The sequence below is a fragment of the Rahnella sp. BIGb0236 genome, from assembly GCF_004364755.1.
Taxonomy (GTDB): Bacteria; Pseudomonadota; Gammaproteobacteria; order Enterobacterales; family Enterobacteriaceae; genus Rahnella; species Rahnella victoriana.
This window is the reverse complement of record NZ_SOAO01000017.1, coordinates 71,191-94,659: the sequence shown is the minus strand read 5'-3', so window position 1 is coordinate 94,659 and position 23,469 is coordinate 71,191. Positions and strand designations below refer to the sequence as shown.

General features: G+C 51.1%; 14 protein-coding genes and 1 pseudogene. 4 read left to right on the top strand and 11 right to left on the bottom strand.

Annotated elements, in window-relative coordinates; all coding sequences use genetic code 11:
* Positions 1-31 precede the first annotated feature (31 nt).
* Positions 32-367: a hypothetical protein gene (locus tag EDF78_RS23385; protein ID WP_133823999.1), complete on the top strand. Its 336-nt coding sequence runs from the start codon at positions 32-34 to the stop codon at positions 365-367.
* A gap of 209 nt (positions 368-576) precedes the next feature.
* Here EDF78_RS23385 and EDF78_RS23380 read toward each other — a convergent pair whose 3' ends face one another.
* Positions 577-1,056: an Hcp family type VI secretion system effector gene (locus EDF78_RS23380; RefSeq protein ID WP_133823998.1), complete on the bottom strand. Its 480-nt coding sequence runs from the start codon at positions 1,054-1,056 to the stop codon at positions 577-579.
* 324 nt (positions 1,057-1,380) lie between these two features.
* Here EDF78_RS23380 and EDF78_RS23375 point away from each other — a divergent pair, with 324 nt between their 5' ends.
* The gene (locus tag EDF78_RS23375) at positions 1,381-1,719 is read left to right on the top strand and encodes a hypothetical protein (RefSeq protein ID WP_133823997.1); all 339 of its coding nucleotides are present in this window, start codon (positions 1,381-1,383) and stop codon (positions 1,717-1,719) included.
* 340 nt (positions 1,720-2,059) lie between these two features.
* Here the strand turns inward: EDF78_RS23375 and EDF78_RS23370 are convergent, their stop codons facing one another.
* On the bottom strand, positions 2,060-2,881 hold the full coding sequence (locus EDF78_RS23370) for a DUF4225 domain-containing protein (protein WP_133823996.1): 822 nt from the start codon (positions 2,879-2,881) through the stop codon (positions 2,060-2,062).
* A gap of 223 nt (positions 2,882-3,104) precedes the next feature.
* Positions 3,105-3,725: a homoserine/homoserine lactone efflux protein gene (rhtB, locus tag EDF78_RS23365; RefSeq protein ID WP_095924210.1), complete on the bottom strand. Its 621-nt coding sequence runs from the start codon at positions 3,723-3,725 to the stop codon at positions 3,105-3,107.
* A gap of 137 nt (positions 3,726-3,862) precedes the next feature.
* Here rhtB and pldB point away from each other — a divergent pair, with 137 nt between their 5' ends.
* Together pldB and yigL are read left to right on the top strand one after the other, a co-directional pair.
* A complete protein-coding gene (gene pldB, locus EDF78_RS23360; RefSeq protein WP_119822773.1) occupies positions 3,863-4,855 on the top strand; it encodes a lysophospholipase L2 in 993 nt (330 codons plus the stop codon).
* A 48-nt stretch (positions 4,856-4,903) separates the two neighbouring features.
* Complete coding sequence (gene yigL, locus EDF78_RS23355; RefSeq protein ID WP_095924212.1) at positions 4,904-5,713, top strand: sugar/pyridoxal phosphate phosphatase YigL; 810 nt, start codon at positions 4,904-4,906, stop codon at positions 5,711-5,713.
* A gap of 113 nt (positions 5,714-5,826) precedes the next feature.
* On the opposite strand, the pseudogene EDF78_RS23350 reads toward yigL, so the two are convergent.
* From EDF78_RS23350 to EDF78_RS23315, 8 genes and pseudogenes are all read right to left on the bottom strand, one after another.
* Positions 5,827-6,616, bottom strand: a pseudogene (locus EDF78_RS23350) (hemagglutinin repeat-containing protein).
* A gap of 305 nt (positions 6,617-6,921) precedes the next feature.
* Positions 6,922-7,422: an adhesin gene (locus EDF78_RS23345; protein ID WP_243839478.1), complete on the bottom strand. Its 501-nt coding sequence runs from the start codon at positions 7,420-7,422 to the stop codon at positions 6,922-6,924.
* Between the two features lie 374 nt (positions 7,423-7,796).
* Complete coding sequence (locus EDF78_RS23340; RefSeq protein WP_133823995.1) at positions 7,797-17,198, bottom strand: hemagglutinin repeat-containing protein; 9,402 nt, start codon at positions 17,196-17,198, stop codon at positions 7,797-7,799.
* A gap of 12 nt (positions 17,199-17,210) precedes the next feature.
* The gene (locus EDF78_RS23335) at positions 17,211-18,818 is read right to left on the bottom strand and encodes a ShlB/FhaC/HecB family hemolysin secretion/activation protein (protein ID WP_243839477.1); all 1,608 of its coding nucleotides are present in this window, start codon (positions 18,816-18,818) and stop codon (positions 17,211-17,213) included.
* Between the two features lie 304 nt (positions 18,819-19,122).
* Positions 19,123-20,184, bottom strand: a complete 1,062-nt coding sequence (locus EDF78_RS23330) for a glycoside hydrolase family 130 protein (RefSeq protein WP_119823011.1) — start codon at positions 20,182-20,184, stop codon at positions 19,123-19,125.
* On the bottom strand, positions 20,171-21,721 hold the full coding sequence (locus tag EDF78_RS23325; protein WP_133824009.1) for an alpha-amylase family glycosyl hydrolase: 1,551 nt from the start codon (positions 21,719-21,721) through the stop codon (positions 20,171-20,173). The genes EDF78_RS23330 and EDF78_RS23325 overlap by 14 nt, the downstream gene beginning before the upstream one ends.
* A 13-nt stretch (positions 21,722-21,734) precedes the next feature.
* Positions 21,735-22,598, bottom strand: coding sequence for a carbohydrate ABC transporter permease (locus EDF78_RS23320; protein WP_165497976.1), 864 nt, complete (start codon positions 22,596-22,598; stop codon positions 21,735-21,737).
* A complete protein-coding gene (locus EDF78_RS23315; RefSeq protein WP_095924218.1) occupies positions 22,598-23,467 on the bottom strand; it encodes a sugar ABC transporter permease in 870 nt (289 codons plus the stop codon). The genes EDF78_RS23320 and EDF78_RS23315 overlap by 1 nt, the downstream gene beginning before the upstream one ends.
* Positions 23,468-23,469: the final 2 nt, after the last annotated feature.

Below are 23,469 nucleotides of genomic sequence, written 5' to 3'. Positions count from 1 at the left end.
TATACAAACTATTATCAATAAGGTTACTGCTATGAATGATACTGATTTTATTAAAGTAATGAAAGAGAGTGGGTTTACAGAAAAGGAGGTTTGCCATCTTATCGCTATCTCTCAACGAGACTCTTCTGCTCTACAATCTGATGTACTGTATCTTTCTAAGATATTTTACCGTATTGCTGCTGTATTTATACTTATTCTGATTCTAACAATTATTGCTCTTTTTGATATTGGGTTGTCTGAAGGTAAATTATTCATGTTGTTTATTTTTATGCTCGTTATTTCAATTTTTTGGCATGTTGCACCGGTAAAACTATCCTATAAATCTCACAGATTGTATAAAAAATATATGCATTTAACAGGTCTCTAGGGAGTTTTATCCTGGGAGTCATAGGCTGATTTTATGGTTAAACCATCAACGCCTATTTCAAAGAGAAGAGACATCGGGGGCATGGCGCTTCTTCATAAATTTGGCGGAGATAACCTTTATAATCTATTTTCTTTGAGCAACCTTGTTTTAAGTTGACCCATCACAACATAATAATCATTTTCCCTTTCAGTCATGCGGGCATATATCCATTAATAGACCCTCTCATCCCAGATGCTGTAGGCGCTGGTGCCTGCTGTTATATGTTCCCAGATAATACTTTGGTAATTCATGGAGACGATTTCGACAGACTGAGCCTCGTTGTGATCCAAAGAGTTTGGGGATACCAGACTCAGTTCTGAAATGGTGGCTTTGGTTAATCTGATTCGATAATAAAGTATCTGTGCGCCGGTACTGTCAGTTCGGTATTTATCGAAAACTGCGTCGAACTCTTCGTTGTTTGAAACGCCGAAACCTAACAGAGGAGAGGATTTATCGATAGGTTTTTTGAAGGTCAGGGGATGATGAGTGACATTTTGTTCCCGGGTCATAGTGTGACTTAGTTCATAAATTAATATCTGATCTTTGTGGCTGCTTTGATACGCGTTACCAATAGAATCAAATGTTGAACAACCTGCGGAGACCAGTCCTTGTTTTTTCCCTGTCAGTGTCAGGTAAATATTATGCGCCATGGTTATTATCCTTAATGTAATATCTTCATTAAGGTCAATGTGTAGCGGTCAGGGAATATAACGCAAGCAATCATTTAATGGGAGATCACAGGAAGGGTGCTTAAAGAGATTTTTATTACGTGGATTCAATGATATGTAGCAGTGCTTCAAAATTAATTAAATGAGGTGTGAGATTATTAGCTGGGTAATCAGACTGTCTGGATACCTAAAGATGTGACTTTTTAGCAGGCCAACGATGTGTTTTTCTCTGGTCTTAATCCTATTTTTGTTGTCTACTATCTTAAGTTTGATCTATATAAAAAACAAATATTTCATGGGGTTATCATGAGAAATGAGTATTTATTAAAAATGATGAAAGAAAATAATTTCAAAGATAAAGATATTAGGCGCATAACTGAGCAGTCCATAAAAAGAGGTCTTACCCTACAGCATGTTTTATATGACCTTGCTGAAGCCTTCACGAAATTACTTCGCATGCACGCACTGTTAAATATCATCGTGGTCGTCATATTGGTTCTAAATCATAATGAAATGACTCTATCAAATATAGTGGGTCTATTCATTACTTATGTTATTGTTTTCCTTGTGTTTGAAGGTTTCTCTCCCATTGGTTTGTCATATAAATCATTTAAAATCAGGAAAAAAATTCAATTTTATCGTTAAATGGATTTTATCATGAGTGATGTCGATCTTTTAAAAAAAATTAAAAAAGTGGATTTAGTAATAAAGAAATAAAAACTCTTATTAAGCAATCAGAGATAAGAAAAGTCAGTTTGCAGAGCGTGCTTTACGAGCTTTATTTTGCCTTTCCAAAACTCGTCAAAATGCATATTATCCTATTGGTTGTAATTATGTCTATAATAGGTATTAACTATACGGATATCGCTTTAGATGAAATAATAGCATTAGGGATTGCCTATCTTCTTGGTTGTATGATTATTCAGCGGTCCTCTCCAGTTAAATTATCTTATAAAGTGTATGGATATATTAATGAAAATAAATTTTAATTATCCTGACTACTAATAACATCATAAGTTGAGTTTATCGTTAGTCCATCAATCAACATCTCCATTGTTAATGCAGGGCCTTTCATGTCCTTGAAACCAATGACCGTATCAGTATTGATCCACTTAAATAAGCGATATGACTCAGGTTTTATCACATTTCTAAAAAGCCCGTAACCAGAAAGTATTAAATCCACACCGCCATAAATAATACTTCCTTGTTCAGGAGACATTCCAGCAGACACTGCACTGTGTTCATAGGCCCTTCTCAAATAACCTTTATAGTCAGGGGCGTTATTTATTATGGATGTTACATTTTCCTCTATGGCACCAAATCCATGGATTATGAGAGCAAATCCAGCAGCATTACCAATAATGGCCCCTGGGCCAGTCATATAACTACCCCCAACCAGAGCACTCCCCAGTTGTACCTGAGCAATACCAGCATAAACTCCCACAGCCTTCACCACATAGTATAAAGGAATTTTTGTTAAATCCTTTGTGAATTCAATTGCTATCGATACACCAACGATAACTTTGTTATACTTAAGTAGGAATTCCTGATGATTTAAATTGTTCTTTTCTTTGTTTAAGTAGTCTACAGCCAGTTTTTTATTACTCGCTGAGTAATCACCATTTATGATTTCTAACTGATTTTCGACGAATATTGAAATTTCATTCCTAAATTTCATTTTAACACTGTTGTATTTAATAAATCTTGCAGCCGTCGAACCCGCTTCTATCACTGCGCGACCGGCAAGATTTCCCATCACAACATAATAATCATTCTCTCTCTCAGTCCTGCGCGTATAGATATCCATTCATAGCTCCTTTCATCCCTGATATTGTAGATCTGTCTTTATTAGGTCAATGTGTAGCGGGTAAGGAATATAACGCAAGCAATCATTTAATGGGAGATCACAGGAAGGGTGATTAAAGAGATTTTTATTACGTGGATTCAATGATATGTAGCAGTGCTTCAAAATTAATTAAATGAGGTGTGAGATTATTAGCGGGAGAACAGAATTCCCCCCGCTTATGTATTTAAACCTTCCGCGCACTTGCCAGCAACACACCCACCAGCATAAACAGCGAGCCAAAGATGCGGTTCAGCAACTGCATTTGTTTCGGTGCCTTCACCCAACCGGCGATGCGGGTAGCCAGCGTGGCGTAACCGATCATCACGATGATATCGACAACCACCGTTGTGACACCCAGTACCACGTATTGTGCAGCCTGAGGTTGGTGAGCAATGATAAACTGCGGGAATAATGCGGCGAGAAACACAATGCTTTTTGGATTGGTCAGGTTCACCAGGATGGCCCGTTTGAACAGACGACGGCGCGGCATGCTGCTGGCCAGCGCGTTCAGGTCAATCGCCCCGGCAGAACGCCACTGACAAATACCGAGCCAGATCAGGTACGCGGCGCCAAACCATTTGAGAAACTCAAAGGCCAGCAGCGAGGATGAGATCAGCGCGCCAAGCCCGATACCGACCAGCACGATGTGGATGGTTAAACCGAGCTGTAACCCGGCGATGGACGCCACCGCACCGCGATAGCCGTGGCTGATGCCCGTACTCATCGTATTAATCGCGCCGGAACCGGGGGATAAACTTAAAATAGAAGTGGTGAGCAGGTAGGTTAACCACCAGTCCAGTGTCATTGCGAGACTCCCTGAATACGCCTTTTATGGAACATGAATACGTCGTTTTATGGCACAATACGCTATTGTCTATAGTTGCGCTATAGCTCACAAATAACACCTTCCTGCTCTTGTGTCTGACAACTTTGGATCAATGAATGTCTGTGAATTATGCGAAGTGGTTAACACGTGAGAAGGAGTTTTCCGCCTTTGCGACCGGACCCTTGCTGGATTTCTGGCGAACACGCGAAGAAGATGAGTTCATCGGCGTCGATGACGTGCCGATCCGCTACGTCCGCTTCTGTTCGCCCCGGCACGATAAGGTCATCGTGGTGTCACCGGGGCGTATCGAAAGCTACGTAAAATATCCCGAAGTGGCGTATGACCTGTTCCATTGCGGCTACGATGTGATGATTGTTGATCACCGGGGGCAGGGGCGTTCAGGGCGTATGCTGGATGACCCGCATTGCGGCCACGTTAAGCACTTTGACGATTATGTCGCCGATTTCGAGACCTTTTATCAGCGTGAGATTGCCCCACGTCAGTACGCGAAAAAGTTCGCGCTGGCACACTCCATGGGCGGTGCCATTCTCGCCCTGTTTCTGGCGAAAAATCCGGGGCAGTTCGATGCAGCGGCGTTACTCGCACCGATGACCGGCATTTATTTGCCGATGCCGGGCTGGGTATCCCGCCGGATCCTCAACTGGGCGGAGAATCGCCCGGTTCGTCGCGACGGTTATGCGCTGGGGACCGGACACTGGCGGCCCCTGCCGTTTGTCGTCAACCAGCTGACACACAGCCGTGAACGCTATCGCCGTAATCTGCGGTTTTATGCCGATTACCCTGAGTTGCAGGTCGGCGGGCCAACCTATCACTGGGTGCGTGAAGGGATTGAGGCGGGGATGCATATCCTGAAAGAAGCCGAAAAAATCACCACTCCTGTTCTGTTATTGCAGGCGAGCGAAGACCGTGTGGTGGATAACCGGTCCCATCTTGCTTTTTGTCAGGCCATGGCCGTGGCGGGGCACCCCTGTGAAGGGGAAAAACCGCTGGTCATCGAAGGCGCGCGCCACGAGATCCTGTTTGAACGGGACGACCTGAGGGCACAGGCGCTGGACGCTATCATGCGCTTTTTTGCGCGACAGCTTTAATCCGCGGTTCGCCGCGCACAACTCCATCAGAGGTTAGAACCTAACGCTATGTACCATGTTGTTGCTTCCGATTTAGATGGCACGCTGCTATCACCTGATCATACCCTGAGCCCGTTCGCCAAAGAGACGCTGAAATTGCTGACCCAGCGCGACGTGCATTTCGTGTTCGCCACCGGGCGTCACCATATCGATGTGGCGCAGATGCGCGACAATCTGGAAATCAGTGCGTACATGATCACCTCCAACGGTGCGCGCGTGCATAACACCGACGGCGACCTGATTTTCTCACACAATCTGGATGAAGACATCGCCAAAGACCTGTTCGGCATCATGCATAACAACCCGGATATCCTGACCAACGTTTATCGTAATGATGACTGGTACATGAACCGTGACCGCGCCGATCAGGATGATTTCTTCCGCGAATCCGTTTTCAAATACAAACTGTATGAACCGGGCCTGCTGGAAACCGACGGCATCTGCAAAGTGTATTTCACCTGTGAAGACCACGAAAAACTGTTGCCACTGGAAGAAGCGATCAACGCGCGCTGGGGCGACCGTGTAAACGTCAGTTTCTCACTGCCGGTCTGTCTGGAAGTGATGGCGGGCGGGGTGTCGAAAGGGCATGCGCTTGAATATGTGTCCAAACTGATGGGCTATTCGCTGAAAGACTGCATCGCCTTTGGTGATGGTCTCAATGACCTGGAAATGCTGACCATGGCCGGTAAAGGTTGTCTGATGAGCGGTTCATTGCCGCGTCTGAAAGCCGCCATGCCGGATGCGGAAATCATCGGCTCCAACGCCGACGATGCCGTGCCGCATTACCTGCGTAAGATGTATTTGTCCGAAGAAAGCTAATTTGTTGAAAAAACCAAAGCAGGGGGAACCCTGCTTTGGCATCTGCTTTATTCCCGGCTTCGCTAAAGATCCCGCTCCGGGCCATGCCTTTATCGTTCATTTCATAGTGTGATTTACGGGTGCTGGTGGTGAGGGCAATGTTGCCGCCTGACTACAGCTGCACACCCTGCCTGTGCTTGTGTATGCCCGCCGACCATGATATCAAAGCCGCCGTCACCGGCATAAATACCCGACTGCTCAGTGACCGAGTTGTAGTCGCTGTTCATGCCGTCGTGACTGGCACTGATGCTGCCGGAGCCGGTCATGGTGCCGAAGGAGAAGCTGGCACCGCCGCTGATGCTCTTCTGGCTGCTGTCGTAATAGTCGCTGTCCTGCAGGCTGCTGATGGTCAGGTTGCCGCCGATATCCGCCACCACGCTGTTACCGCTGACCTGCGCACCGGCAATCGTTGTGTCGTCGCCGCTGTTGATGCTGATACGGTTGCCCGCGTCGATTGTGGTTTCGTTATGCTGCGTGCCGTTGCCGCTCTCGCTGCCTCTGGAGGCGTTACCGCTGGCGGAGATGTTAATCCCGGCACCGCTCTCGCCCATACCGATACCCATTCCTATCGCGCCGCCGCTGCTGCTGTTTTCCGTCCAGCCACTGGGTGTTCTGTGAGGAAATCAGGTTGATGTCGTCTGCGGCGTTCAGCGCCACGTCCAGCCCGGCTTTAATCTGGCTGCCGATGACCGTGATATCGCCGCCCGTGGCGGTAATCGACAGGTTATCGCCCGCCGTCAGCGTGCTGCCCGTGGCCGTGTTCTGTCCGCTGTGGCTCTCGGATTTGGACGACTGTGTCCCCAGCGAGGCGCTGATACCAAACGCCGTGGAAGCATCGCCGGTGGTAGCCTGCGCCAGCTCCATCGCCTGACCGGTCGATACGCCGCTCATCACGCCCTGAGCGATTTCTTGCTATCTGTATCTGTTTTTTCTGTAGTGCTGATAGTAAATCCACCAACAACCAGACCCTGCAAGAACACCACAAAACACGCCAGCTTTTATTGTTTTCATAAAATTAATATCTGAAAAACTAAACTCTCTAGCATAATACAATGAGTAAAATAACTCAGTCCCAATTTGGACGAGCATAAACCATAATGGAAAAACGAGCATTAGAGCTAAATTGAGATACAAAAAAGCAAATAACCACCTAAAATTCTTATTTCTCCTCATTTCTTAACCTCCGAATGATCTTTAATCCATTTTCCTGCCTGATCATTCGAAAATTCAGTTGTTCCGGTACCAAATATATTTCCAGTAACGCCGGGTAACGGATTAATCGGTAGTGGCTTAGATACGCCCATTCCGACATCAGTCCAGATCCAGTCTTTCCATGGTTTCATTGGATTCAAGGCCCTATCGAATGGAAGTTCTACCAATTTACCGAACCCATAACCCAGCCCCGATGCTGCCCCACTGATAGCGCCACCTTTCAGCGGATCATCACCTTTCAGGTAACTGGAGGTGCCACCGCTGATCGCATTCATCCCCATTGTGCCCCACAGACCGGTTCCTGCCGTTAACGCGCCTGTCCAGTAACCCAGAATCACATCATTTAGATTCACTTCACCATTTACCAGCAACCCCACTCCTGCGTTCGCCCCAGCACCAATGAGGCTGGTTGTTGCTGCGATTTCCGGCAACAGCGGCCAGGCCAGTACACTACCCATTGCTGCTACTGCTGTTTCACACGATATTGGTGTTTCACCACTACAAGCTTCCTTGATAGCTGCCTAGCCTGTCCGGAAGGGAAACTGGTGATCCGACCCATGACTAAGTGACAATTAAAAGCGCCCGGCGAGCTAGTCGGGATTTGTTCAGCGATTTTTGTGTTGTATATATTGTACTAAACAAACAACACAACTAAAGAAAAAACCAATTATAAAACCAAGAGAAATTATTTCAATGACATCCTGTTTTTTTATTGAGAAGGTGTTTGTTTTAAAATAAAAAATCACCTCAACAAACGCCCTCAATCCAAATAGGAAAAACATCATTAATAATGAAAACATTAAAATTAAAAAAGAAAAATACTTCAAATGTTTCATTTTTTCACCCCGCTAGATATTTCTTTGCTTTTGTTATCGATATATTTGTTTGTCATTTCAAAGCCAATTGCACCTGCGCCACCGCCAATAATACTTGGCAATGGAGACACCCCTGAAGGTGCCGATATGGATGGAAGATAAAGGTTGTATTTTTCTTTAAATCCATTTGACCAAGGATTAAATTGTTTTTCTGCATAAGGAGTGATTTTCCCTGCTCCCCAGTAACCCAACGAAGAACCCGCAAAGGTTCCTGCCATAGGTACCCATGGGGATTTCCCATCAAAAATACTTGAGAATCCCGCTCCTGCAGTATTTATTATTACTGATGGTTTATAATTCATGCCAGCAGTTACACCACCTGTAATTACGGATGTACCAAAACTAGCCCAACTGAAGCTTTCATTTGAGTCATTATAAATATTATAACCCTGCATTCCCATATTTGCAGTGCCACTCGTTCCAGCACCTATTATACGGTTAGCTATGGTTTGGCTACCCATCCACTCTCCAATAACTGGTGCAACGGCTTTACTCAATACAGGAATGGCGAGTGTTATTGTCGCTATTGCAGCACGAGGAATGTTATTACCTTGTTGCAGTTCATCGTAATTGTTAATAATTGGGCTCAGTTGGTCAATGCTGTATTGCGCCAATTTTTGACAATCTGCATCACATCCAGATGACTGAATCAGACTGATGAGGTCATCCTGCTGCTGGATAAGATAGTCCTTTGATATTTTCGTATCTATTGCCTTTTGTTGCTGATCCTTATCAGCTTTATTAGCAACGTCAATCAGACGTTTTCGTTCATCATCGGAAGATGCAGATTTATATTCCTCTAACCATGATTTTGTCTGGTCTGCACTCAGATAATTATTCTCAACCGCATTCTTCCCACCCTGCGCACCGGCAATAATACCCGCCGTATCATCACCTGCAAGTCCGCCAGCAAGACCCGCAGCTAACGTACTCAACGCCACGATTTTCTGCTTCTGCGTTTCATCCAGATCTTCGCGTTTCACACCCGGATAAAGCACCTGGGCGATTAGCTCACCGGTTGCTGCGCCTGCGGCACCCGCTGCGGTGTCACGTCCCTGAAGCTCTGCGATGACACCGCCGACAATGGCGTGGGCGATGGCATTGGCGGCAACGTTATCTTCGCCGACCTGTTTCTTGATTTGCTCCGCCAGATAAGGTGCCGCGCCGCCTGCCAGTGCCGCTGCCATATCACCGCCCGCCAGCCCCTGAAGTGCCATCGTCGCTGCGCTGATACCTTGCTGGATGTCGCTGCCGGTACCGTACTGTTTTTGGGTGTCTTTGTACTCTTTTGTCTCCAGCAGCGCTTTACCGCTCAGCTCAGGATGCGCGGCTTTCGCGGCTTCCAGCCCTTTAATCTCGCCCGCCGTCCGTGCGATATCTGCCGCCTGGCTGCCCACGTCGCCCAGCGCCTGCGCAATCTCCAGCCGCTTCTGCTCTTTTTCTTTATCAAAGATAGGGCTGATGCTGCCGTTGGCATGTTCGGTGTCGCGGCTTAAATCTGCCACGTCCTGTTGCTGGTTTTCCTTGTCGCGGATGGTGAGGGTGCCTGCGGAAATCGCCGCTTTGGTGGTGCCGGAAGCCTCACCTTCACCGCCTGCGCCCACCAGTACGCCGTTCGCCATATTACCGATAAAGTTCTCTGCAACAGTCCCGCCGGTGCTGATGCCAGCGCCCTGATGTTCGGTGCTGTATTCCGCTTTATTGCCGATGTCGCTGAAGCCCAGCGTGCCGGTATCAAGGTGGTTTTTATCCGCCGACCCTGTGCTGGCAATCACCGCGCCATCAAGCTGGGTATGCCCGCCGACCGTGATATCAAAGCCGCCGTCACCGGCATAAATACCCGACTGCTCAGTGACCGAGTTGTAGTCGCTGTTCATGCCGTCGTGACTGGCACTGATGCTGCCGGAGCCGGTCATGGTGCCGAAGGAGAAGCTGGCACCGCCGCTGATGCTCTTCTGGCTGCTGTCGTAATAGTCGCTGTCCTGCAGGCTGCTGATGGTCAGGTCGCCGCCGATATCCGCCACCACGCTGTTGCCGCTGACCTGCGCACCGGCAATCGTTGTGTCGTCGCCGCTGTTGATGCTGATACGGTTGCCCGCGTCGATTGTGGTTTCGTTATGCTGCGTGCCGTTGCCGCTCTCGCTGCCTCTGGAGGCGTTACCGCTGGCGGAGATGTTAATCCCGGCACCGCTCTCGCCCATACCGATACCCATTCCTATCGCGCCGCCGCTGCTGCTGTTTTCTCCGTCCAGCCACTGGGTGTTCTGTGAGGAAATCAGGTTGATGTCGTCTGCGGCGTTCAGCGCCACGTCCAGCCCGGCTTTAATCTGGCTGCCGATGACCGTGATATCGCCGCCCGTGGCGATTATCGACAGGTTATCGCCCGCCGTCAGCGTGCTGCCCGTGGCCGTGTTTTGTCCGCTGTGGCTCTCGGATTTGGATGACTGTGTCCCCAGCGAGGCGCTGATGCCGAAGGCGGTGGAAGCATCGCCGGTGGTGGCCTGTGCCAGTTCCATCGCCTGACCGGTCGATACGCCGTTCATCACACCCTGAGCGATTTTCAGCGCGGCGAGCCGGTCGTCACTTTCGTCACTGACCGACTGTGCCGTCGTCACCGCGCTGTTTACCGCACTGCCTGCCGCGCCCGATAAGGCTATCGTCAGCCCGCTCTGTTTCTGTTCGAACGATTCATCGTGGGTACGCGCATCGCGGCCCGGTTCAATCAGCACGCTGTCGCCGGTGATGCGTAAATCTTTTCCGGCGATAATATCTGCGCCGCCAATATGCGCCTGACCGCCTGCGTTAATGCTGACGTTGCCGCCCGTCGAGCCGACGGTGCTGAAGCTTTCGCTCTGGGTGGTGCCTTCATCGTTCATTTCATAACGTGATTTACTGGTGCCGATGGTGACGCCAATACCGCCGCCGCTGAACATGCCGCTCTTTTTCTTCTCTTCGAGGCGGTATGTTGAGTCGGTGTTGGTCGCCGCCACGATGTCGATATTGTTGCCTGCATTCAGGCTGACATTGCCGTCGCCCACCACCGCAGAGCCTTTCACCCGCAGATCATTTCCGGCGACGAGAGTCACGTTATCGCCGCTGAGCAGCGTGCCTGCCTCGCGGGTTGCACTGTCTTCCTCCACCGTGTGCGTGGTGGTTTTTTTCATGAACCCTTTTTTGGTTTTGGTTTCTTCTTTGAAGTGGTAATCGCTCTCTGTCGCGGTGTCGAGATTGATATCACGGCCTGCGCCGATGCCGATATCGCCGCTGGCAATCACCTGCGCCGCTGCGCTGTTAACGTCGCGTCCGGCGACAATCGTGGTGTTGCCGGAGCTGATGATTTCGGTGCTTTGCTGGCGTACCGATTCGTTGATTTCGACTTTTTTCTTCGCTTTGTAGCTGTTGCCGTCGGTGATGTCTTCCGCCATCAGATTCACATCGCGACCAGCCTGCATCGCCACATCACCTTCTGCGGCCAGCCCTGCGGCATGACTGTTGATGTCCTGCCCGGCGACCAGTGTCAGATCGTTACCGCTGGTGATTGTGGTGGTTGCGACATCCGTGCTGTGGGTTTCACTTTTGCCCTGGCGGCTGTTTTCGCGCGTTCCCGCTGCGTTCAGGTTCAGGTCGTTGCCGGCAATCAGGACCGCGTTTTCACCGGCATTAATCTGGCTGGCTTCAATGGTCACATCATTCCCCGCCTGCATACCCAGACTGCCACCGGCGGTGATGCTGCTGCCGTCAGACGTCACCGATTCACTGTGTGTGGCGTCTTTCCGCCGGAAGCCAGACTGGCTTTCGCTGTCGGTCATTGTGTTGGCCGTGACATGAATATTGCCGTCTGCCAGCATCAGCAGATCGTCTCCTGCTGCCACATGTGCACCAGTGATGTTGATGTCCTGTCCGGCCTTCAGGATCATGTCGTCCTGCGCGATGATCCCTGCCATCGGGCCGCTTTGTGTCTCGCTGAAACTGACAGACTCGCCGCGTCTGCCCGTTCCGCCTGCCTGCCATTGTTCGGTTTGCGTGATGTTATTGATGCTGCCGCCCACGCTTTCGAGCTGGACAGTTTTGCCACTGATAGTGGAGCCGATGTTATTGATATCGCCCAGGGCGCTAAGCTGCAGACCACCGCCTGCCTGCATCAGACCGGCATTCAGATTGCTGATGCTGTTCTGGCTGTCGAGGATCAGGTTGTTGCTTGCATTGATGCTGCTGCCGCTATTGGTGATGTTGCCGCCCGTAAGCTGAACGTTGTTGCCGGAAATCACACTGCCGTTATTCACCGTCACGTCTTTGGGTGACAGGTACACTTTCGGCACCATCACCGTCTGACCGTTGATGGTGGCCGATTCCCACCACAAAATACTGCTGTCGAGCGCGGCGATTTGTTCCGCCGTCAGCGCCACGCCGAACGCTAATCCAAGCGACTGCTGCGCACCTGCTGCGTTGTCCATCAGGTACTGCATCTGTTCCAGATCGGAACCCAGGCCGTTGATGTAACGGTTACCGGTCTGGTTGAGCATCACGTTGCTGACGTAGCGCGTGTCGAAGGCCGCATCCCCAAGGAAGCGGTAATCGTATTCCGGGTGCAGGTTGAGTCTGTCGAGGAAGTACGCCGAACCGAGGAATTGATTCTGGTCGGTGTACGCGCTGTTGGTTTCACGCGGTGCACTCCCCGGCTGCATTCCGGTCAGAGAATACAGTTCGCCAAACAGGCTTTGATCCAACTGGCCCAGACCATCAAGTTTCGGGTTAGTGGTGATCAGATACGGGCTGTTCGCGTCGGTTGCAGGCACGAAATAGCCGTTATTCCCCGACGGCAGCGGATACAAGCTGCCACCACCGGTGATGTTCGCCACTGCATCGGTGAGGCTGTCGTACCACTGCGGCGAAGTGATATCCGCGCTATCTGTGTTGGCGAGATCTTGCTGCTGAGCGCCATCAGGCTGGCTAAGCGTGTCGAGGGTCGGAACCGTGAGGGTGTTGCTGGTGCTCCCGGCATTTGCCGTGGTCGTGGTGTTACTGATGTCGCGGGTGAAATTGGCAATGACATTCCCCCCCGCCTGAATGACGGAACGGTAGAGTGTCGAGTCATTGTTTTCAGTTCTGTTTTCACCGTTTGCAACAAAATGAAGAGAGCCTCCTCTGAAATCCACGGAAGGATCTAAAAAATCCGTTTCTGCATAGCTTGTTGGAGTGAAAATTTCATAAGTCTGATAGCGGGTGCGACTACCTGAAATATATGACTCATTTCTCAGCGTTGTTCCGGATAAGTTCATATTTCCATTCGCCAGCACAATACTGGCAATATTCTCCAGAGAATCGGCTGCTAATAGCATATTGCGGCCGGATGAAATCCGTCCGGCTGCACCTTTGCTATCCACGGTGACGGAATAACGTGAAACTGCAAATTCTCTGTCAGGCGTATTGATGTAAGGCGCGGCCACAGCGTAGTCGTGGCAGGTTGGTGAAGCACCATGCCCGGGGCTACCGCCTCCGGAGCACGACTCTCCATAAATATACCCATAGTCGCTCTCTGTAAGCATATCCAGAGGAATATAGGCTTCAGTTGTTGTCAGCCAATCATACTGCTGAGTAAGATCCTCTTCGCCAGAGCTTGTCACTTCCAGTTTTTCCCGCTCATTCAGTAAATGCCCGGTTTTCACCGTAATATCGCCATTTACCGTCTCGATATTCCCGGAAGTATTCACCACCTCGGCGTTGGCATGGCCCGCCATATCGCGCTGCATCCACAGGCTGTCACCGGCCAGAATATCGCCGTGGTTATTGCGGATGCTGTTGGCCAGCAGATACATATTGTTGCCTGCATAGAGCAGGGCGGTATTGAGAATGCTGCTGGCGGCATTCAGGGTCAGTGAGCCTGCGGTGCCGACAAAACCGTCCACCGTAATATTGCCACGGCTGTTCAGTGTCACGTCGCCACCGGCCTGTAAGGTGCCGGAGGCGTTCATCGCCATACTGTCAGCGGAAAGGGTGCTGGCGCCGCTGCCGGTGGTGATTTGCCCGTAATTGGTGAGCGCCGCTCCGGCCGTCAGATTCACTGCCTGACCTTGCATCACGCTCTGATTCGTTATCGCGCCATTGCTGGTGATATCCAGCACGTTACCTGCCGCCAGCACATTTTTAGCGGTGAAGGCAGCGGTGAGTTTCAGGGTCAAATTACCCAGCGCGACCACCTGACCAAGCTGATCAAAAACGCCGCTGGTCAGCAGAAGATTGCCGCCGCTGTAAAGTTTGCCAGTGGTTCGGTGTTCAATCTGGTCAGCATGAATCGTCAGATTCGAGGTGCCAAACAGGGTTCCCGCGTTATCAAGGGAATTGGCATTCAGCAGCAGGGACGTGGCCTGTAGCCAGTTGTTGTTGGTCAGCTTCACCGTGTTAAGCGTGAGTTCGCCGCCGGAAAGTATTCTGCCGTCGTTGCGGGCGGATGCTGAGGCATCAATCTTTGTTGTCCCGCCACCCTGAATCAAACCGTCATTCTCAAGCTTTGCCATGGCGAGGTTCAGGGTGTTCTGACTCAGCACGCTACCCGTCGCGCGGTTGGTCAGATTGCCGCTCAGGGTGAGGTCAGCGTTCGCCTGAATACGCCCGCTGTTGCCGACAGCATGGCTTGTCAGCGCAATATCGACCCCCTGAATTTGCCCGGCATTATTGACGGTCTCCGCGCTCAGCTCCAGAGTTCCGCCCGTTAACAGCGTTTTGTCCTGCTGCTGGGTAAATGCGCCGGTCAGTGCCACAACCAGCCCGTTGACGCCGCTGATGTCGCCATTGTTATTCAGCGACGCGCCGTGAATCACCAGATTACTGGCGAGCCACTGGCCGTCGTTGGTCAGGTTTAGCGCCTGCAACGCCGCGTTGCCATTGGCGATAATTTTGCTGCCGGCAGCGGAGGTCAGGTCACCGGTCAGTTTTAGCGTCAGCGCATCGGCGCTCTGCAATGTGCCCCGGTTCACCAGCTGGTGCGCATCTAGCACAATGTTCTGTCCCTGCCAGATGCCGTTATTGGTGATGTTTTCGCTGCGGATCGCTAACGCGCCGCCACTCAATAACTGCCCGTCATTAAGGAGTTCATGTCCGGCAAGCTGCAACAATTGCAAGCCAACCGCCGTGCCGGAGTTCGCGACGGAGATCAGATTCATCAGCAGATTATTGCCCTGCAACGCGCCACGGTTATCCAGCATATCGCCCGTCAGGGTGAGGTCTGTATTGCTCAGCAGCGAGCCACGGTTCGTGATGCTTTGCGCGGTCAGGGTGGTGTTGCCCTCGCTTAAAATGTCGCCGCTGTTATCCAGTGTACGGGCGAGCGAGACATCCACATCGCCGGTTCCCAGCAGGGAACCGCTGTGCATCCAGTCGCGGGCAGAGATAACAACATGTTGCCCCTGCAACGTACCTGCCGTATTGAGTAAACCCGCATTCAGGGTCAGATCGCCTGCGGTCAGCGTGCGGCTGGTGTTACCCGTGCGCAATTCCTCCGCCGTCAGAGTCAGCGCAGAGGTTCCTTGCCACAGGCCCTCGTTACTGAGGGTTTTTGACGTCAGAGACAGGTTATCCCCCATGATCTGCCCGGTGTTGAGAAGGGCGTTTGCGCTGACGTCCAGAGACCCCTGACTTAAAAACAAGCCTTCACTCAGGTTATTAAATTGTCCGCTGCTGACTGTCAGGTTCGCCGCTGTGGTTACGCCGCCGTGAACCAGACTTTGTGCCGTAAGCGTCAGGGCGTCCTGTGCCGCCTGCGTCCCGTAAAGCGTCGCATCCGTCGCTGTCAGCGTCATTGACCCATCGGACTGAAGCCGGGCATCGCGCTGGCTGGTCAGACTCTCTGCCTGCACGGCAAGGTCACCATGAGCAATAACGTCGCCACCCAGATTTGCCTCATGGGTTTTCAGGGAAACATCGCCCAGACTGGTCGACAGTGACCCTTTCGTCGCGGTCAGTGAGCGTCCGCTTATCGCCAGTGATTTTTTGCCGGACAACGTTCCGCTCTGCCGGGTATCTTCCGCAGACACGACCAGCGCCTCATCTGAGAGGATTTCTCCTCCCGCTGCGTTGCTCAGGGTTTTTGTGGCGGTGATCGAAGTGGTGCTTTTGGCGGCGATTTTACCGCTGTTGGACAGGGAACCGCTGCTGATGGCAGCGCTGTGACCGGCTATCAGCTGGCCCTGATTGGTCGCGGTTCCTGTGACGCGCGCGGAGATATCACGGGCCGTATTGACGCTGCTTCGGCTGTCCTGCGTGAAATCCTGCGCGGTGAGACTGAGGTTGTTTCCGGTGGTTAAACGGGTGTTATTGATGGCCAGTTTGCCCTCGCTGTTCAGGACAATATTGTTATCGCTGGCAAAGGTCCCGTTGCTGAGAGTCATGTCGTGCCCGCTGACAGTCATATTGCCACTGGCTTTATGTTCCCCGCTCAGCGTCACGCTTTCCCCTTTGGCATTCAGACTGCCACGGGCAAGGCTGTTTTTTACCGTGAGTTTGCCGTTAGCCTCCAGAGTGATATCGCCCTGACGGGCATCCAGATTGCCGAGGTTGACGCCCACGCCTTTATCACTGGACACCAGATGAATACGATTGGCGTACATGCCGCCGAGCGCACCGGTATCCACCGCCACGACCGGTGCCGCACCTTCACCTTTTATCGCGGTCACACGGCCCTTTTTATCCACACGGTTAGCGCCCGCGATAACGTTCAGCGCATTAGCATGAATTTCAGCGTTCACTTCGGTCGCCCGCGAGATGATTGACAGCGCATCCGCCTGACTGGCATTCAGCCCCTGGCCTTCAATGGTGATGGCCCCTTTTTTCACCTCAAGGGATTGCACGTTGCCACTGGCATCGAATACCGGTTTACCGGTGGTGAGCGTGACATTCGGCGTGTTGATAAATCCGCAGCCGTTACAGGTAATGCCGTAAGGGTTGGCGACCATCACGTTTGCCGCTTTTCCGGCCACTTCGGTGTAGCCGTTCAGTTGTGAGCGGTTCGCGCCCGTCACTTCATTAATGATGCCGCGCGCTTCATGGCCTGCTTTCAGATTCGTGTTGTTCTGAATCAGCCCGCCTAATTGTGTCTGGTTTAGCTGGCCGGTGGCATTGTTGAGGATCAGCCCCTCTTTGCCGACGTTGTAATTCTGAAACTGGTTATGGGAAATTCCCGCCCCGTTAGGGGTGGCGATATTCACCACCGGCACACCGTTTCCGGCTTTATCGATGCCGGTGGCAGCATTCGCCGGGGTCGGTGCGGCAAACGCCGGGAAAACCGGTTGTCCTGCCAGCAAGCCGCAGATCAGGTAACTCAACAGGTTTTGCGCAAAACACGTTGGTTTTTGATGATTATCCATAATCGTTTTCCCTTAAATAACAAACGCGATGCGGTAATAAATAGTGAGATGATCAGGCGCGAGCCAGTCGGGATATTTCACCGGTGTGCCGACGGTCAGCTGGCTGGAGTAATAACGATTTGCTGCGGAAAGTCCGGCGGCGGCGCCCCACAGCGTGCCGGACGCCCACGGGTCTTTGTTATCTTTTTGCAGCCAGCCACCGTCGAGTGCGACCACGCTGCTGACCTGGCCGATAAGTGGCAATGTGAACAGTCTGTAGTTCAGTTCGTTACGCCAGTAGCCGCCGTTATCGCCGGAAAGATATTGCTCTTTAAAGCCGCGCACCGAGCTTTCACCACCGATGGTCAGACGCTCGCTGCCATAAAGCCTGTCCGGTGACCACTGACCGTAGAAGCTGGTCAGCCATCCTAAATGGTTCGCGACGGGCAACTGGAAGCTGCCATTCAGGTTCCATTTTTTAAAACCCGCTTTCGGCATATCGTCATGTTTACCGCTGTCGTCTTCCGCACCGAGCCAGGACACGCCGTGGCTGAATGTCGGGTTTAACGTTGCGACACCGCCGAAGATTTTTTGCGTGTGGTTCAGGCCAAACAGCAGGCTGGAAAGTTTGCGGCTGCTACTGTCGAGCAGCACGTCATTGAGGTAGTTATTGCTGATTTGATGTGTCAGCCCGACGGAGGCACCGGTTTTGATATCGCCGTTGCGAAATAGCACCCGCGAGGCGGTTAAACGGTGGGTGACACTGTCGCCGGTGGATGCCCAGCCAAAGCCATTGTTGTCGATCGTGCTGAGGTAGTTGCTCCAGCTGTAGCTGTAATCGACCAGGTTATAGCCGTAAGGAATGCTGAGTCCGGCCTGTACGTTCTGTGCGTCATGCGAGGTAGCCCCGTCGCTGCTGCGTCCGCCGCTGACGAACCATTTATCCGCCATGCCCAGCACGTTACCGGCGGTCAGCGAGCCGCTAAGCTGCCCGGTCCCGGTACTTTTTTGCCCGCTGTTATCAAAACTCAACGAGGCACTGAGAGGGGATTCCGGCGTGGCGGTGAGATTAACAATGGAATAGCCGGATTTTTTGCCGGGAAGAATGTCTATTTGCACCGGATTACTGCGTAACCGGTTGATTTGCTCCATGCCCTGTTCGATGTCACGCAGATTAAGAATACCGCCTTCCAGCCCCGGAAAAGCCATGGTGAGCTGCGAAGATGAACCGCCTTCGAGGGTGATTTTCTCAAGACGTCCCTCCAGCACCGAAATATGTAATTCCCCCTGAGATAAATCTTGCTCAGAGATAAATGCGCGGCTGGTTATATATCCCTGATGAATATACCAGTCAGAGATTTGACGGGTTATTTCTGCGATGCTGTTCATCCCAACACATTGGTTAAGATGATATTGCGTGATCTCGTGTTGTTTTTTATCTGATAGCAATGTTGCGTTATTTATATATATTTTATGAATGTTAAAGCAAGGGCCATTATCTTTTTCTGAATGAGAGTCGTCGACGGGGATGGGAGAAAAACTACGTTGAAGATCATCACGTTGTTGCTGGCTCTGCCTTAAAATATCTTGTTGTTCCTGACGGATCAGGCCCCGGTCAGCCGGGCTCAGGGGCGCAGCCATTGCAGACAGGGCGACCCCGGAGACAAAAAGAGATAATAAGCATTTAAAAATATAATGTTTACACAACACAAAATTCATTCCATGAATAATTTAAAAGTAATATTTTGACATGATTTCCAATATGATGTTATGGACTCATAAATAAATCAAATACTATAATTATATTAATAATGAAATAAACTTAATTCACCTCCGTGTTGGTGAGTTAATGAATGATTTTTATCTGTAAATTATCCGATTCTGTTATAGGTGGGTGACGGCAATACCGGGAGGCGGAATTGCCGAAATAAGTTAATTGCTGCACTCACTCCGCCAGTCCGAGATGCGCCCATAATGCGTCGAGCGGCATCGTCGCCAGCGCGATACATTCATCGGCCGCGCCGTAGTAAATCTTCAGCACGTCCTGTTCCACCAGCGCGCCGCAGGTAAAGACCACGTTGCCGAAAAATCCTTCTCTCTCGTAAATCGCTTCCGGCTGTAACAGCGGTTCGGCGGATTTGGCGAGGATGTTGAAGGGATTATTCAGGTCGAGCAGCATCGCCCCCAGACAATAGCGCTGGTCTTTATCCACGCCATGATAAATTTGCAGCCAGCCGCGCGGTGTGCGGATTAACGGTGCACCGCCGCCGAGTTTCAGCGCATCCCATTCGCCGGAGGCACTGCCCAGCAAATGCTGATGGTTGCCCCAGTGCAGCATGTCCGGCGATTCACAAATCCAGATATCGGGTTTGCCAAAATGCTTAGGCGAAGGACGGGTCAGCGCCAGATAGCGGCCCTGAATTTTCTCCGGGAAGAAGCAGACATCGCGGTTATCCGGGCAGAAAATGACGCCCTGTTTGGTCACGGTGACAAAATCGGTGGTGGTCGCCAGCGCGGTGGAAATCCCGTACGGTGAAATCGCGGAATAATTGATGTAGTAAATACCGTCGATCAGGGTGATACGCGGATCTTCGCAGCCAAACTGCTCGTATTGCGTATCTGCCGTCAGGAACGGCTGGTCATCCACCACGAAATCTTCACCGTTCTGGCTGCGGGCTAACCGCAGGTGCGACATGGAGGTAAGAAACACCTGTGACGGATCGGCTTTCAGCACAATCATGCGCGGATCGCTGAAATCATACGTCGGGTCATCGCGCTGAAACCGTTTGGTCCCTGCCTGCCAGCCGCCATTCACCGGCAATAACAGGGGCACCTCCAGACAATTTTCCTCTGCGGATTTCACGCTTTCTGCCACGCGCAACAGCAGCAGGGTTTCCCCCTGATACGAGCAAACGCCGGCATTAAAGACGCACTCCACTTTCCAGCCCGGCTGGGAAGGCGTTACGTCGGCAGGCGTTAACAGCGGGTTTTTCTCACTTCTGTGCATTTTCATGGCGTACCTTTTTGATAAGAATGTGATTTTTGTTCAGCACCGGTGTGTCTGCGCCGAATAAGACAGTGTTGCCATCGCCGTAACCTACGTTGACGACAGGGGGACCGAAATTGATCATCACTTCCAGACATTCCCCGCCGAGCTGACGGCGGAATATCAGGCATTGCTGAAACAAGGTGAGGTACGGATAACGGCCCTGCTGAAGGGCCGGATGGCTATTTCTGATGCGGATCAGTTGTTTATACCGCGATAATATGGATTGTGAGCACTCACTCTCATTTTCAATACTCAGCGGTTCCGTTCCTTCACCGGCCGATGACCAGGGGATCAGCGAACGCGAGGCATCACGGCAAAATGGCAATGCATAAGTGAGTGCTTGCTTATCGCTCATGCCTTGTGAAATGGCGTTGTGATAGTGAGTGACGCCCTGAATATCCCGCATCTGCTGCACATTCTCAGGAATAAAATCGGTCATGCCGATTTCTTCTCCCTGAAAAATAAAAGGCAGACCCCGCGCTGTCATTTGCAGCGCAAACACGGCTACCGCGCGGCCGGTGTCACGGGGCGATTCGCCAAAGCGGCTGATCATGCGGGACATATCGTGACTGGAGAAAAACAGGGTCGGTAAACCGGACAGGGTGGCTTCCATTGCCTGCATTTCGGCGAAAATGGCTGCAATGTCGAATGTTTTCTGACTCCCCAGATTAAAATTGAACACCACGTCCAGCCGTTCCTTGTCCTGATAAGGCACCAGCAGAGGCAGCGATTCACTGCCGACTTCGCCAATCAGTAAGAAATCGCCTTGTGAACGGATGTGCCGGCATAACCGTTTCACCACTTCCAGCACGCCGGGCTGATTGATGTCTTTCTCATGCGGCGGCTCAGCGCCTGCTTGGGCTGGCGGGTGATCGTCACCAATGCCGTCGGTGGTCAGAAAATTAATGACGTCAAAACGGAAGCCGTCCACGCCGCGGGCAATCCAGAAATCGAAAATCTTTTTCGTTTCCTGTTCGACGGCCGGATTCGACCAGTCCAGGCACACCTGCTGCGGGGAAAATTTATGGTAATAATGCGTCGTGCCATCCGGTGTCAGCGACCATGCCGGACCGCCGAAAAAGGACGTCCAGTTGTTGATTTCCTGACGAAAGAAGAAAAAATCACGATACGGGCTGTCGGGTTGGTGAAGGGCCTGCTGAAACCACGGATGCTGGTCTGAAACGTGGTTAATCACGACGTCTGTCACCACCAGAATATCGCGCGCATGGCACGCGGCGATCAGGGCATCGAAAGTGTCCAGCGTGCCAAAACGCGGATCTACCGCGCAGTGATCGCTGATGTCATAGCCGTTATCCACCAGCGGCGAAGGATAAAACGGCGTGATCCAGATACCGCCAATGCCCAGCCCGGCCAGATAATCCAGTTTCGAAATCAGCCCCTTAAAATCCCCCAGACCGTCGTCATTCCCGTCGCAGAAAGAGGGCAGGTACACCTGATAAAAGACCCGTTCAGGCCATGTTTTCTGACAGTTCATCATTCGCATCCTGCTATTTGAGTGAAAGTGACATCCCTTGCAGAAAATGTTTTCTGAACAGAATGAAAAGTATCAGGATCGGCAGGGTCTGTACGACGGAGCCTGCCAGCACCGGGCCGACATAAATGCTGTAGGATTTACTGAACGTCGCCAGCAGCACGGAAAGCGGCATTTTGCTGGCGTCCTGAATGACGATCAGGGGCCACAGAAAATTGTCCCAGGCGCTGGTGAAGGTAAACAAGGCGACGATGGCGAGAATGGATTTATTCAGCGGCAGCATGACGTGAAGCAGAATTTTCACCAGACCGGCGTGGTCGAGCCGGGCGGCATGAATATAATCGTTCGGCGTACCTTTGAAACTTTGGGAGATCATAAATATCCCCCAGCCGTTCATCACAAAGGGCAAAATTAATGCCCCGTAGGAATTCATCAGGCCGAGTTCACGGATCAGCACGAAATGCGGAATAATAAACATGAAGGCCGGAAATACCATTTGCAGGATCAGCAGGTTTTTAAAAATATCCCGCCCTTTGAATTCCATTTTCGCCAGTGCATAGCCAATGAAAGACGACGTGAGGGTGACGCAGACCGTGATCGTCAGGGTAATAAATATTGAGTTGAATAATGTGCGCAGAAAAGGTTTTTCTGCTTTTCCTGAGCCGTCAAATAAAAAGACATAGTTATCGAAAGACAGATGGCCGGAGAAAAGGCCGGTGGTATATATTTCCGATGTCTTTTTCAGTGACCCCATGAACATCCAGATATAGGGATATAACCAGGTCAGTGCCAGCGTGAACATCAGCAGATGGATCACGAGGGAGGAAAACCCGAATTTTTTGCGTGTTCCCGGCGCAGAAAGTGACGTGGATGGCTTCATCATACAACCTCGATTTTCTTTTCAAGACACCGGCGGACAATCCAGATCAGTGAGAAACTGAACAGGGCGACGATGATAGACATCGTGGCCGCCCAGCTCGGCTGCATCTGCCTGAACGCGGCTTCATACATCACCACCATCGGTGTGGTGGTGCTCTCCAGCGGCCCGCCGCCGGTGATCAGATACGGCTCGGTGAAAATGGCAAAGGCGACGGTAAGGGCCAGCACCAGCACCATGACGATTTGCGCATTCATCATCGGTAAGGTGACGTGCCAGATTTTCCCCGCGCGCGAGGTCCGGTCGAGTTCTGCTGCGTCGTAAATATCTTTCGGGATGGTGATCAAACCGGAATAAAAAATAAGCCCGTAATAACCGACAAATTTCCAGGTGATAATCAGCGCAACAGATAACATCGCCACATCAGGATGCGTAAACCAGGGAACCGAGATCCCGAACCATTGCATCAGAAACGTATTCACCGGGCCGGTCTCACTGAATAACTTCGAAAAAACGATGGAATACGCCACGCCCGATGACACATTGGCCAGTAAAAAACTCAGTGCGACAAACGCCTTGCCGTATTTTATCCGTTGTAATCCAAAGGCGAACAATAATGAAGAAATCAGCACGATCGGCAGATAATAAAGCAAAAATTTAAATACGTTATAAATCGACGTCCAGAATAAAGGATTCTGCATCACCGCCAGAATATTTTTCACACCATTGAAGGAAGGAACACCAATAAATTTCCAGTCTGTAAAACTTAATATAAATAGCCAGATAAAAGGATAGAGCCAGAATATCAGGGAATATCCCAGATAAGTGGAGGCCAGAAGGCCTCCGGTGGTGGAATCTTTCAGTTTTATCATCG